This is a genomic window from Paralteromonas sediminis (genome assembly GCF_003820355.1).
In the GTDB taxonomy this organism is placed as follows: domain Bacteria; phylum Pseudomonadota; class Gammaproteobacteria; order Enterobacterales; family Alteromonadaceae; genus Alteromonas_F; species Alteromonas_F sediminis.
Window position 1 is genome coordinate 84189 of the sequence record NZ_RPOK01000004.1, and the last position, 13825, is coordinate 98013.

The window sequence follows — 13825 nt, forward strand, 5'->3', positions numbered from 1 at the left end:
ATATACAGGAAATGATAGTTCTTTTTTACGGGATATTATGGCAACCACTGCTCACCTCATTGACGGCAAACTAATTTCAAAACAAGTACGACAAGATGTGGCTTCTTATGTTGATTCGTTAAAGGAAGCAAATAAACGTTCCCCTGGCCTAGCCGTCGTGCTAGTGGGGAGTGATGCCGCCTCACAAGTATATGTAGCAAACAAGCGTAAAGCCTGTGATGAAGTTGGTTTTGTATCACGTTCTTTCGATTTGCCTGCTTCAGCGTCACAAGACGAGCTTATAGCCTTGGTAGATGAACTGAATGAAGACCCTGAAATAGATGGCATCTTAGTGCAGCTTCCTCTACCAGCAGGACTCAACAGCGAGGCAATTCTTGAGCGAATTCATCCGCATAAAGATGTCGATGGATTCCACCCCTACAACATAGGTCGCTTAGCTCAGAGAATTCCCGCATTAAGACCTTGCACCCCCAAGGGAATAATGACGATGATCGAGTCCACGAAGCGCCCTGTTAAAGGGTTAGATGCGGTTATTGTGGGCGCATCCAATATTGTGGGTAGACCGATGAGCCTGGAGCTTCTGCTTGCAGGCTGCACGGTCACGACATGCCACAAATTTACGCAGGATTTGCGCGCACACGTTGAACGTGCAGATTTACTTGTCGTCGCGGTGGGCAAACCTAATTTCATCCCCGGCGACTGGATTAAGTCCGGCGCCATTGTCATTGATGTAGGTATTAACCGCCAGAGTGACGGGTCGTTAGTGGGCGATGTAGATTTCAATACAGCCAAAACACGAGCAGGATGGATTACACCTGTTCCTGGTGGTGTAGGTCCAATGACGGTAGCAAGCTTGATAGAAAATACGCTCGAAGCTTACGTTAAGTTTCATTCCTAAATTACGTTCTGTGGTCTGTAATTTTGAAGGTAGGGGTATACAGAAAAGACACGCGGTGACCCCATCCCTGGGCGCTCGGCTTCGGCATCCATGCCTCAGACGGTCATCTCTATATACTTCTACCTTCAAAAGCCCCCAACCAACAACACTTTTTTTGGGCGAGTTTTATTGAATACAAAAGAAATCAACGCAGTTCTATTTGAATGGATTGATCATTGGATTATTGGTCAGAATTTCTGCCCATTCGCGAGACCCGTTCGCCTAAAAGAAAGTATCAATATTACGCTGTCTGATGCAAAAAATGTTGAGCAAATGATGACGATTCTGGAGCAGGCTTGTCAGTCACTGCTCAGCAATCCAGATCGCTCAACGACGCTTGTGACTTTTACTCATGGCGCAAAAGACTTTTTTTCTTTTTTAGACTGGGTAGATACGGCCAATTTGTTGATCCAGCAATGCAACTGGGAAGGCGTGTTTCAACTAGCGACCTTTCACCCAGATTATCTGTTTGACGGCGAGCCTGTTGACAGCCCAACGCACTATACTAACCGCGCACCATTGCCGATTTTACATATCATAAGAGAAGCTGAAATTAGCACTGTGATGCCATCTCAAAAAGAGGCGGATGTTATTGTGGCCAGAAATCAGGCCCGCTGCGAAGCATTAGGCACTGATTTCTTTGTACACCAGTTTAAGGGTTGGCAGGCGCGTCTTCACCAGGCGATTGAATAAGGCTGTCACGCGTGACTAGCAGCTTGTTCTGTTCAAACTGGCTGAGTTGATAGGCCCACTTTGATTGCCAAATTGGATTTTGGGAATCGATAGTTAACCAGGCGGATTCCGTTCCTTCTTGTCGATACAGATTGAGCATGATTACATTATCAGCAAGCTCAAGGGTAAAGCGTGCGAAAGGAGAGTCGGTCAACCAGGCAAGCTGGGTTGCATTTCTGTTCAGCACATTTTCAAAATTTATTTGTGCAAATTCCTGCCCTAAATCCGCTAGTACATCCTGGAAAGCCAGCTTTTGATTGTCTTGCAAATTCTCCAACATCCATTCCTGCGCATCGCCTTCACGTTTTATTCTCCAATTGACGGGACCTTGTGCATTGATAGAAAGAATATCCAAACTGTCCAGAGACAAAGCAGGGTTCACTAACCAATCTGATTGTGCAGTAGGCAGTGAGAAGCGCGTATCAGAAAGATATGTTTGATTTTCACTGGGTAAACGAACGAACTGTCCAGTCCCTTGCGCAGACACAGTGCCTAACAACAGGCTCCACTGCTTACCTGGTGTTTGCAAGGTGACTTTTGTTGCTGCAGATTCAGGCGATGAAAGCGCCGCCAGACCGAGTCGAGCAAAATTATCCGGGTTAGATGATTTATCTTCAACCACCTTGGCAGAAGCCAGTTCACTGACCAATTCTCTCAGTGCCGCTTCATCAACTGGAAAATCGTCCTGTTCATCAAGGTGTTCTGCCTGCCACTGCTGACCTTTCAAAGACGCTTCGAGTGCGATTCCATTGACCGTTTCAATGCGTATAGAGGTAAGTTGTTCTGCATTTTCCAATAACTGGCCCAATAGAGGCTTTTCCTCTATAACAGACGATTCATCGGGCGCAGACGCTATCATCATATTAATGCCTACCACAATCACCAGCAGCACTAGCAATGTTAATAATCGTTTCATTGTGCATCTCCCGCTTTGGGCGTTGCCACTGCTCGCCTTCTCAACAACCTCGCGACGGCCAAAAGTGCAAATGTCAGTAAAAGCGGTGAAACAGCAATATTGATAACCTTCAATCGGTTGCCTAATGCGTCAATGTCTCGTTGCAATTCAAAACGCACTTCCCTTAGCGCTTGGCGTATTTGAATACGCTGTTCAATAAAGTTGTCGATAGCGGCCTGTTCTTCTGGCGATATCATCATAGACGTTGCGTCAATTTGCTGGTTCTGCAGTTCAGCCAACTTTTGCTCTGTTTCGAGCAACTGGTTTTGAAGACGTTCTTCCTGCTCTCTAAAGCGGGACTGCGCCTGCACTTCTAATTCCTCGACTTTATTAAAGGGGCGAGAGAAGGTACCACGACTTCTCACGCTGATCAGCGACGCGCTGCCAGACAGGTTATCGACAGCATTGATCACTAAATCACCGTTGTTTGCGAATGGGCTATAAACGGTTTGTCCGAAGAAGTTGCTCTGCTGAACCCAAAAACGGTCAAGCAACAGATCAGCGTCAGCGATTAACAATATATTGGCATTTTGTGATGCAGTGATTGTGCTGGTATCTTCGCTGTCAGCATAAGCAGAGGTTAATGTCCCCGATACCCGAGCGGCCAGGGTATATATGCTGCCCTCTTCGCTAATCAATTGAGATAGGTCAGACGGATTTTGAGTCGCCATCATATCTTCATTATTAATAACATTGGCAAAAGACGAAGTTTGCATGAGGGGTATTAAGTTTAATTCACTGTTTTCCTTCAGGGAAATATGTCCGGCTGACGCGACATTTATGGTGTCCATATTGGCAGTAACAATATCAGACGAATCAATTTGCTCAGCACTTACCCCAAGGATGCCAGGGTGACGAATGACACCGCCTTGTGGCCCTCTAATATCCAAACCCAGTTGAGGATCCAAAACGATTTTTTCATTAATGACTATGCCCCAATCGTTCAGAAGGGAAAGATCAGAGGCCTCACCAGGCATACCCATCGTTGATGACTCGTAGTATGGGTCAGCAAAAACCACAAGTTTTCCTTGAGACATAACATGCTGGTCGATAGCAAAGCGCAAACTCTCATTGATATTGGTCGCATGAGCCATTAGGACTAAGTCAGTATTCTCTGGCAAAGACTCTGAAGCTGCACTGACAACAGTTACGTCATAGAGCTGCTGAAGCTGCGTGTAAAAAGTTAATGGAGGCTCAAACCGACCTGTCATGGGATTTTGCATACCATCAACCGGTAGATCAGTAACTAGCGCAACGACGGGTAAACGCGGCTCTGCAAGCTGATAAACGAGCTTACTGATTTCGTACTCCAAAAACTGTTCTTGTTGTGGATCAAAAAAGCCAATTACTTTCTGATCATCCAAACTGTTGGTGCCTGCGAGACCAAAATAAATGGCATCGCCCATCATGCCCAGTTGCGCCCCTGTCAAACCAAACGCGGCAGCGCGATCTTCATCTTCCGAAAAAGGTTTTGGATCTATGATATGTAGCCGTATTTTGCCCTGTGATTCTGCGCTGTAGGTTTCCAATAAACTCTGAACCTGGTCAGCATAATTGCGTAAACCAACCATGCCCTTTGTCGCAGTGTCTGAAAAAAAGAAGTACAAATTGATAGGTTCCTCAATTTCACTGATCACCTTGCTGCTGCCTTCGGACAAGCTGTACACTTTGTTCTCGGTCAGGTCTATACGCATGTTAGACAACAGAGAGTCATTCAACAAAATACTGGCGATAAACAGTACAAACAACACCAAAAGAGTTACAAAAGTAGACGTCAGTTTATTCATGATTAGTCAGCCTTCTTCTGTTCAATGATCACAAGGCTGGCATACAGCCACGCCCCAGTGAATACAACGAAATAACCAATATCACTTAATGACAATACGCCTTTTGCCATGGACTCAAACCTAAATAAAAAGCTGAAGGTTGCTACTGCGTCAATCAAGTTAGCCGACGCCCAGCTTTGAAAAGCATCTAATACAATATTCGACCCACTTACGACAAACACAAAGCACACTACAATGGCCAAGATGAACGCAACCACCTGATTTTTGGTCAGGGCAGACATGCACATGCTTACGGCCAGAAACGCCGCTGACATAAGCCAACTTCCTATGTAGGCGGCGATAATGATACCGTTATCAGGTTGCCCCAAATAGTTCACAGTTATCCAAAGAGGGAATGTGAGTAACAATGCAAGGCCGAGTACTAACCACGCTGCTATAAATTTGCCTAGCACAGCGTCAGTAACGGAAATAGGTAACGTCATCAAGAGCTCTATAGAACCAGATTTGCGTTCCTCCGCCCAACTTCGCATTGCAATTGCGGGAACCAAGAATAGGTAAAGCCATGGATGAAAATTAAAAAATGATGTGAGATCAGCTTGGCCTCGCTCATAAAAGCTGCCGACGAAAAAAGTAAACACGCCGCTTAACACCAAAAATATGGCAATAAAAACATAAGCAACCGGTGTTGAAAAAAAGCTGGCAAACTCGCGTTTACCGATACTGACTACGTGTCTCATGCTACCTCCTCTGCCGCGTGTGGCGCAGTCAACTGCCTGAAGACATCATCTAGTTGCCCTCCCTCAACCGTCATTTGATCAACGGGTAAGCGACGCTGGTAAATATACTCGCTGACCAAGTGAACGATACTCACCCCTGGTTCAGGGATAAGTGTCACTTTGCCAGTCTTGTGATCAACCAGCATATCCTTTACACCGTCAAGCTCATCCAAGCCAGATATATCAGCGGCATAGCTCAAATGCAGATGTACTGAGTTGTAAGCGTTGCTGCGCTTCAACAGTTCATCTGGTGTGCCATCAAAGCGTTTTTCGCCCTCAGCGATAATCATTACGCGATTACACAGAGCGCTGACTTCTTCCAAAATATGGGTTGAAATAATGACTATTTTTTCCTTTGAGAGCATTTGAATAAGCTTTCTCACTTGATGCTTTTGGTTGGGGTCCAATCCATCCGTCGGCTCATCCAATATCAATATGTCAGGATCGTGGATAAGTGCCTGGGCCAGGCCGACACGTCGCTTAAATCCTTTTGAAAGATTGTCGATTGTCTTGTTTAATACCTCTTCAAGCGCCACCTTACTCACTACATCCCGAATGGCTTGTTCACGCCGACTCCCATTAATTTCTCTGATGTCTGCAATGAAATGGAGAAACTGAATAACTGTCATTTCGCCATAAGCTGGTGCTCCCTCGGGCAGATAACCGATTTGCTTTTGAATCGATATTCGGTCCGTTTCCAGAGATTTTCCGTTTATTGATATCTCACCACTACTGGGCGTTAAGAACCCAGTTAACATTTTCATCGTGGTTGATTTTCCAGCACCATTCGGCCCCAAAAAACCGACGATATCACCCGGCGAGAGATCGAAAGAAAGATGGTTCACGGCCATTTGCTGACCGAAGCGTTTGCATAACTGTTTTACTGATATCATTGTTTTCCTGCTTGCATCCGCACAATAATCACGTGTCTAATTGCGATAAATTTTGCCGAGTGAAGATATAAGTTCTTTTACCGTAAAATCAATAACGACTATGACAGAAATTACGATTCATCCGATTGGTTACATTACCACGCCTTTTAAACAAAAGTTTGGCATTCCACGTCAGCCCAATCTTGCCAATGCAAAAGGGGTGGTCACATTGTCTGATGCATATTCCGATATCAATGTGTTTAAAGGGTTATCAGGGTACTCCCATGTTTGGCTTCTCTTTCAGTTCAGTGAAACTATACACGCAGGTTGGCAAGCTACCGTAAAGGCGCCTCGCTTGGGCGGCAATGCGAAACTGGGAGTATTTGCCAGTAGGAGCACACATCGACCCAATGGAATAGGAATGTCTGTCGTCACATACCTTGGCCATAACACAAAAAAAGGCCGCTTGTGTCTTGAGGTCAGCGGTGTTGACCTGTTGGATAACACTCCAATTATCGATATTAAGCCGTATATTCCCTACGCTGATGCGATAAATGGGAGTCACACTCCATTTGATAATGCACAAGGCTCTGCACAGCCAAAGAACCAATATGACGTGCATTATACCCCCCGAGCGACGCAGCAGCTCGCCAAATGTGCAATGTATCAGCCAGACTTACCTGAATTAATTGATGCTGTGCTGTCACAGGATCCACGCCCTGCATACAAGAAAAAAAAACATACCGATAACAAACGCTATGGCTGTCAGCTGTATGATTGGGATATTATTTGGCGGGTCTCTGGTCAAATAATTACCGTAGAGAATATTCGACTAGTAGCTTCCCCGGACGCTTGAGTTTAGAATACGCGTCATTAAAAAGAAAACAGGATTAAATACCTTCATGCGCACCAGTGAATACCTTCTCGCCACGCAAAAAGAAACCCCAGCCGAGGCCGAGGTTATTAGCCATCAACTTATGCTCCGCGCCGGCATGGTTCGAAAACTTGCCTCAGGCCTATACACATGGTTACCAACCGGGTTGCGGGTACTGAACAAGGTCGCCAATATTGTGCGAGAAGAAATGAACAAGGCAGGCGCAATAGAAGTCTTGATGCCCGTGGTACAGCCAGCAGATTTGTGGGAAGAGTCTGGTCGTTGGGAAGACTATGGACCAGAACTACTGCGTGTTAAAGACCGACATGAGCGGGATTTTGTACTTGGGCCTACACATGAAGAAGTAATTACTGCACTTGTGCGCAATGAAGTAAGTAGCTATAAACAACTCCCGCTCAATCTATACCAGATACAAACCAAATTCAGGGATGAGGTTCGTCCTCGTTTTGGTATCATGCGCGGACGTGAATTTACCATGAAAGACGCGTACAGCTTTCACTTGACGCAAGACTGTTTGCAAAACACTTACGATCGCATGTATCAGGCTTACAATGCTATTTTTAAGCGAATGGGTTTAGAATTCAGAGCCGTTATTGCGGACTCGGGATCCATAGGTGGAAGCACTTCCCATGAATTTCACGTTTTGGCTGAATCGGGTGAAGACAGTATTGTTTTTTCCGATCAATCCGACTACGCAGCAAACGTTGAAATGGCAGTTACTCTGCCCCCATCATCAACCAATGAAAGTCCTTTGGCGAGTGAATGCGTGGAAAATTCATCGCATTCTTCGTCTCATGAAAATCGGCTTACTACCATTATGGTTAAAGGGGCCAATGAAGAAAATGAAGAAGAGGGCTGGGTAGCACTGGTGTTGCGGGCCGAACACTCGCTAAATGAAATAAAAGCTGAAAAGTTGGTTGGCGTCAAATCGCCTCTGGAATTCGCTACGGATACCCAAATCAAAGAACTGGTTGGTTGTACTGCTAGCGATCTTGGTCCATTGGGTCTATCTATTCCAGTGATTGTTGACCATGCGGCAGCAGCAGTGAGCAATTTTACCTGTGGTGCAAATCTGCCAGGGAAGTCGATAATTAATGGTAACTGGGTTGATACGCCGGTATCTGTGGACATCCGAAACGTACAAGCTGGCGACCCCTCTCCTGACGGTCAGGGTACGCTTTCGATCAAGCGCGGAATAGAAGTGGGTCATATTTTTCAGCTGGGTGATAAGTATTCCTCTGCAATGAATTGTGGGGTACTCAGCGAGACGGGCAAGCATCAAACCCTTACTATGGGCTGCTATGGGATAGGTGTTTCCAGAATCGTGGCGGCTGCTATTGAGCAAAATCACGATAAATTCGGCATCAAATGGCCGGATGCCATTGCACCCTTCACGCTTGCTTTGATCCCAATGAACATGCATAAATCACAAAGAATCAAAGATGTGGCAGAAAATCTGTACAACACCTTGATTAATAAAGGCATAGATGTTTTATTTGATGATAGAAAAGAAAGGCCTGGTGTTATGTTCAACGATATGGAGCTAATTGGGGTTCCTCACAGTATTGTTATTGGTGAACGCAATCTTGATAATGCACAGGTAGAATATAAGTGCAGACGCACTGGCGAGAAGCAATTGTTGTCAATCGATGATGTTGAAGATTTTATAGCAGCATTATAAAAAAACGGTTACAACGCATTGCTGTAATGTACGAGGAACAATGTGAAGGTAACGTTTTACGGTGTACGCGGGTCTATCCCATCACCTGGCGCTGAGTTTGTGCGTTACGGCGGCAATACGGCCTGTGTTCACGTTGTTCTTTCAGATGGTACCGATGTTATCTTAGACTCAGGTACAGGTATTCGAATATTGGGCAAGTCCTTAATCGAAAAGACAACGCCCATTTATATTCTGCTAAGCCATAATCACTGGGATCATATTCAGGGCTTTCCCTTCTTTGCCCCTATCTATCAACCCGGAAGAGAAATAATTATCAATGCAGGCGCTACGCACTTCGACGAGCCAGATGCGATCGTTGAACAAATGCGCGGCTCAACGTTCCCGGTGCATCCAGACAACCTCCCCTGTGATATCCGTTTCAATCGCTTGTCTGAAAACCAGAATACCTGGACGATTGGCAGTGCAACCATTACTCGAATAGCCTTAAACCACCCCGGCGGGGGCAATGCTTACAAGCTTGAAGATAACGGCGCAACACTCGCGTACATTACAGACAATGAGCTTTACCCACCCTATACCAAAGAAACAGAGTTTTTAACCTTTGTAGACTTTGCCAAGAATGTAGACTTACTGATTCACGACGCGCAGTACATGCAAACAGATATGCCAGCAAAATCAGGTTGGGGTCATTCCATAGCTGAAGAAGGTGTAAAATTGGCCTTGGCCAGTCAGGTAAAACGCTTGGCTTTATACAGCCACGATCCAGAACGGACTGATAATGAAATCGACGAAATTCTTGAACACTGCAAGAATTATATAAAGGCAGCATCATCTGACCTAGCGGTTATTGCCGCATCTGAGCCATTATGCATTACGTTGCCTTAATATTTCAGCTTATCACGCCAGCTGCTTTGTAGAGCTGCAAGTGTACTTCGACCAGCGCATCGATATCTCTTTGATAACCCCCTCCAATCACACAGGCAACCGGTAAGCCCAATTGCTTACATAACGACAACACCATACTGTCGCGCTCAAATACCCCTTTAGTTGTCAAATTTAACAGCCCCAAATCATCATTCATGTGAACGTCAACACCAGCATCGTAGATCACTGCATCAGGGGTTGCCGAACGCATTGCCAACGTAAGCGCTTCATCCAAAACAGCCAGATATCCATCATCATCTATTTTGTTGGGTAATGGAAAATCCATATTGGACATTTGCTTTCGATAGGGAAAGTTCTTTTCTCCATGCAAAGACAATGTATAGACGGCGTCATTGCTAGAGGCTAACTTGGCTGTCCCGTCGCCCTGATGAACATCTAGGTCAATGATCAAAACCCTATCAATGCCGGAATAGGACAACATTTTCAGCGCCGCCAAATACAGGTCATTAAACAGACAAAAACCGGAGCCAAAGTTAGCAAATGCGTGATGGTAACCGCCCGTCAAATTCAACGCGATGCCTTTTTCTATCGCAAGTTCAGCGGTTTTTACAGTACCGCCCACCGCCGTAAGAGAGCGCTTAATTAATTGCTCCGACCAAGGAAACCCTATTCGCCTCATGGCTTTAGGGTCCAACGTGCCTTGAACTAAATCGGTCACGTAAGACTTGTCATAAACCTGCACCAGGTCAGATATAGATATGGCATCGGGTGTTACAAATGATGACTTACTCACCCCTCTGGCAACAAGCGCATCAAAGATCCCCTGATACTTCTCAATAGGAAACCGGTGCCTAGGGGGCAAATCAAGCTGGCTGTAAATGGGATGGAAAACTAAATTTTGCATTCCATTTATAGCAGCTTACACAATGATAAGATCAATAGCGGTGGGATAGGCAACAAAGCCCCATTAGAAACAAACTACCCACACCGTAAGAACAGCAATATTAGTGTCCTCTATATCACGGGCTCAGGCTATTTCAAATTGCTGTAATAGCCTTATATATATGCAAGGCCTTGCATATATGTAAAAAAGGCTGATTAAAATAACCAGCCAATTCAATAAGTTAAAAGAGCATTTTCACTCCCACTCAATAGTAGCAGGCGGCTTCCCGGACACATCGTACACTACACGAGATATCCCATCGATCTCATTGATTATACGATTTGAGACTGTGCCCAAAAAGTCATACGGTAAATGGGCCCAATGTGCGGTCATAAAGTCGATCGTCTCTACAGCACGAAGTGAAACAACCCAGTCGTATTTGCGCGCATCCCCCATTACACCGACCGAACGCACAGGCAGAAACACGGTAAAAGCCTGACTGACTTTGTGATACAAATCTGCTTTATGTAGCTCTTCCATAAAAATAGCATCAGCACGGCGTAACAAATCGCAGTACTCTTTTTTCACCTCACCCAGTACGCGCACACCTAAACCTGGACCAGGGAACGGGTGGCGATACAACATATCGTAGGGGAGTCCTAACTCAAGGCCAATCTTGCGAACTTCATCTTTAAATAGCTCACGCAATGGCTCAACCAGACCAAGCTTCATATCTTCTGGCAAACCGCCTACGTTATGGTGAGATTTAATGACGTGAGCCTTTCCTGTTGCAGAACCTGCCGACTCAATCACATCAGGATAAATTGTGCCCTGTGCCAGCCATTTTGCATTGACCAGCTTTGATGACTCCTCATCAAACACCTGAACAAACTCACGACCGATTATTTTGCGTTTTGCTTCGGGTTCGTCAGTACCGGCAAGCGCTGAAAGGAATCTGTCTTCAGCATCAACCTTGATAATATTCAAACCAAAGTGGTCGCCAAACATGTCCATGACTTGTTGCCCCTCATGGAGTCGGAGCAAGCCATTGTCCACAAATACGCAGGTGAGCTTATCGCCAATGGCTCGGTGCAAAAGCATGGCGGTCACTGAAGAGTCTACACCACCTGAGAGTCCTAGTATCACTTCATCTTCACCCACCTGCTCTTTAATGCGTTCCACAGCATCTTCGATGATAGCGCCAGGTGTCCACAGCTTTTCACAACCACAAATATCCATTACAAAGTGAGACAACAAACGCTGCCCCTGACGGGTATGAGTCACTTCTGGGTGAAACTGAACGCCATAGAACTGGCGCGTTTCGTCTGCCATACCTGCATAGGGACATGAAGCTGTTTGCGCAACCGTCATGAACCCTTCCGGCAAAGCAGACACTTTGTCGCCGTGGCTCATCCACACATCGAGCAGAGGCTTTCCATTATCGCCGATGTGGTCTTCAATATTGTGAAGTAACGCAGACGGTTCCAAGACTTCAACCTGCGCATATCCAAATTCACGCTTATCAGAACCCTGAACTGTGCCACCAAGTTGCTGCGCCATGGTTTGCATGCCATAGCATATTCCTAATACAGGAACACCCGCACTAAACACATATTCGGGTGCTCGCGGCGAGCCTGCTTCAGTCACAGATTCTGGACCACCAGACAAAATAATGCCATTGGGCGCAAACGCTTTTATTTGCGCTTCTGAAACGTCCCAGGCCCATAGCTCGCAGTACACACCAATTTCCCTTATACGACGGGCAATTAGCTGGGTATACTGAGACCCAAAGTCTAAGATAAGAATGCGTTGTGCATGAATATTTGAGCTCATTTTAATCCTCTAATGGACAACAGGGTGAAACCCAGCAAAAAGAGGGAGCATGCTCCCTTTCTTTATTGGTCCTGACTTCAGGTCTATTAACCTAATCTATAATTGGGTGCTTCTTTGGTAATGCTAACGTCATGTACATGAGACTCGCCCATGCCAGCAGCAGTCACTCTTACAAATTTAGCTTTTGTGTTTAACTCTTCTATCGTGGCGCAACCTGTTAGCCCCATTGCTGAACGCAACCCACCCATCTGTTGATGAATAATATTGGCTATCGGGCCTTTGTACGCCACACGTCCTTCAATGCCTTCAGGTACCAGCTTCTCTGCATTGTCGGAATCTTGAAAATACCTGTCTGATGAACCATGACTTTGGTTCATCGCGCCCAGCGATCCCATTCCCCGATATGACTTATAATATCGCCCCTGATAGAGCTCCACTTCGCCAGGTGCTTCCTCGGTACCGGCCAGCATGCTTCCCACCATCACACAACTTGCGCCAGCAACCAATGCCTTAGCGATATCACCTGAAAAACGAATGCCACCGTCTGCAATCACAGGGATACCCGTACCTTCAAGTGCTTCTACCGCATCTGCAACAGCCGTCACTTGTGGAACACCGCAACCTGTAACAATACGCGTTGTACAAATTGATCCCGGGCCAATCCCCACCTTAACGGCATCTACACCCGCGTCAGCGAGTGCTTTTGCACCTGCGCCTGTTGCAACATTTCCAGCAATCAGTTGCAGATCTGGGTACGCCTTTCTTACAGATTTAACTCTGTCAATGACACCTTGAGAATGGCCATGACTGGTGTCGATAAGTAATACATCTACCCCGGCTTCAACCAATAGCGCGATGCGTTCATCGGTACCTGCGCCAACACTTACTGCAGCACCGACTCGTAGACGACCTAGCTTGTCTTTGCACGCATTAGGTTTGTTTTCTGCTTTTTGGTGGTCTTTAACTGTGATAAGTCCAGCTAATTTAAAGGCATCATCCACAACCAGTATTTTTTCGATGCGATGCTCATGCATTAAATCGAGTACCAGGCTGGAGTCAGCACCTTCCTTTACCGTAATCAAACGCTCTTTCGGTGTCATCACTTTACTGATGGGTGCATCAAACCTGTTTTCAAAACGCAGATCTCGGCCAGTTACAATACCAATAAGGTTGTTGTCTTCATCAGTAACAGGAAAACCTGAATAACCTAGCTTTTGACTCAGTGTAATCACCTCGCCGATACTTGCATCTTGTCTGACAGTAACGGGATCAGAGACAACACCGCTCTCGTATTTTTTCACCTGACGAACATGGTCAGCTTGAGACTCTGCGGACATGTTTTTGTGAATAAACCCAATACCGCCTTCCTGCGCCAGTGCAATAGCTAGACGCGCTTCACTAACCGTGTCCATCGCAGCAGACACCATTGGGATATTCAGAGTTACGTCACGGGTAAGACGCGTATTCAGTTTTGCAGTATGGGGCAAGACCGTGGAATGGTCTGGAACAAGTAATACGTCATCAAACGTAAGGGCTTCTTGAACGATTCTAAGCATGCAACAACACCTGGTGAGTGGGGGTTAATTGCG

General features: G+C 45.9%; 12 protein-coding genes. 5 read left to right on the forward strand and 7 right to left on the reverse strand.

Annotated features, from left to right (window positions below; genetic code table 11):
* Positions 1-37: 37 nt before the first annotated feature.
* Both folD and DRW07_RS12520 read left to right on the forward strand, forming a co-directional pair.
* The gene (gene folD, locus DRW07_RS12515; RefSeq protein WP_124028271.1) at positions 38-898 is read left to right on the forward strand and encodes a bifunctional methylenetetrahydrofolate dehydrogenase/methenyltetrahydrofolate cyclohydrolase FolD; all 861 of its coding nucleotides are present in this window, start codon (positions 38-40) and stop codon (positions 896-898) included.
* Between the two features lie 168 nt (positions 899-1066).
* Positions 1067-1630: a DUF1415 family protein gene (locus DRW07_RS12520; RefSeq protein WP_165870491.1), complete on the forward strand. Its 564-nt coding sequence runs from the start codon at positions 1067-1069 to the stop codon at positions 1628-1630.
* Here the strand turns inward: DRW07_RS12520 and DRW07_RS12525 are convergent.
* From DRW07_RS12525 to DRW07_RS12540, 4 genes are read right to left on the reverse strand one after another with little or no spacing between them, the layout of a single operon-like run.
* A complete protein-coding gene (locus DRW07_RS12525) occupies positions 1590-2585 on the reverse strand; it encodes a DUF4340 domain-containing protein (protein WP_124028273.1) in 996 nt (331 codons plus the stop codon). The genes DRW07_RS12520 and DRW07_RS12525 overlap by 41 nt on opposite strands.
* Complete coding sequence (locus tag DRW07_RS12530; protein ID WP_124028274.1) at positions 2582-4411, reverse strand: Gldg family protein; 1830 nt, start codon at positions 4409-4411, stop codon at positions 2582-2584. The genes DRW07_RS12525 and DRW07_RS12530 overlap by 4 nt, the downstream gene beginning before the upstream one ends.
* 2 nt (positions 4412-4413) lie before the next feature.
* Positions 4414-5148, reverse strand: a complete 735-nt coding sequence (locus DRW07_RS12535) for an ABC transporter permease subunit (RefSeq protein ID WP_124028275.1) — start codon at positions 5146-5148, stop codon at positions 4414-4416.
* The gene (locus DRW07_RS12540; RefSeq protein WP_124028276.1) at positions 5145-6080 is read right to left on the reverse strand and encodes an ABC transporter ATP-binding protein; all 936 of its coding nucleotides are present in this window, start codon (positions 6078-6080) and stop codon (positions 5145-5147) included. The genes DRW07_RS12535 and DRW07_RS12540 overlap by 4 nt, the downstream gene beginning before the upstream one ends.
* Before the next feature lie 100 nt (positions 6081-6180).
* On the opposite strand from DRW07_RS12540, the gene tsaA reads away from it, so the two are divergent.
* From tsaA to DRW07_RS12555, 3 genes are read left to right on the forward strand one after another with little or no spacing between them, the layout of a single operon-like run.
* Positions 6181-6915: a tRNA (N6-threonylcarbamoyladenosine(37)-N6)-methyltransferase TrmO gene (gene tsaA / locus DRW07_RS12545; protein ID WP_124028277.1), complete on the forward strand. Its 735-nt coding sequence runs from the start codon at positions 6181-6183 to the stop codon at positions 6913-6915.
* A gap of 46 nt (positions 6916-6961) precedes the next feature.
* Positions 6962-8635, forward strand: a complete 1674-nt coding sequence (locus tag DRW07_RS12550) for a proline--tRNA ligase (RefSeq protein WP_124028278.1) — start codon at positions 6962-6964, stop codon at positions 8633-8635.
* A 42-nt stretch (positions 8636-8677) separates the two neighbouring features.
* Positions 8678-9520 carry an MBL fold metallo-hydrolase gene (locus DRW07_RS12555; RefSeq protein WP_124028279.1) on the forward strand — a complete coding sequence of 281 codons (843 nt, stop codon included), beginning with the start codon at positions 8678-8680 and terminating at the stop codon, positions 9518-9520.
* A 4-nt stretch (positions 9521-9524) separates the two neighbouring features.
* Here DRW07_RS12555 and DRW07_RS12560 read toward each other — a convergent pair whose 3' ends face one another.
* From DRW07_RS12560 to guaB, 3 genes are all read right to left on the reverse strand, one after another.
* Positions 9525-10424: a histone deacetylase family protein gene (locus DRW07_RS12560; RefSeq protein WP_124028280.1), complete on the reverse strand. Its 900-nt coding sequence runs from the start codon at positions 10422-10424 to the stop codon at positions 9525-9527.
* 234 nt (positions 10425-10658) lie between these two features.
* Complete coding sequence (gene guaA, locus DRW07_RS12565) at positions 10659-12236, reverse strand: glutamine-hydrolyzing GMP synthase (RefSeq protein ID WP_124028281.1); 1578 nt, start codon at positions 12234-12236, stop codon at positions 10659-10661.
* Positions 12237-12322: 86 nt separating this feature from the next.
* Positions 12323-13792 carry an IMP dehydrogenase gene (gene guaB, locus DRW07_RS12570; protein WP_124028282.1) on the reverse strand — a complete coding sequence of 490 codons (1470 nt, stop codon included), beginning with the start codon at positions 13790-13792 and terminating at the stop codon, positions 12323-12325.
* Positions 13793-13825: the final 33 nt, after the last annotated feature.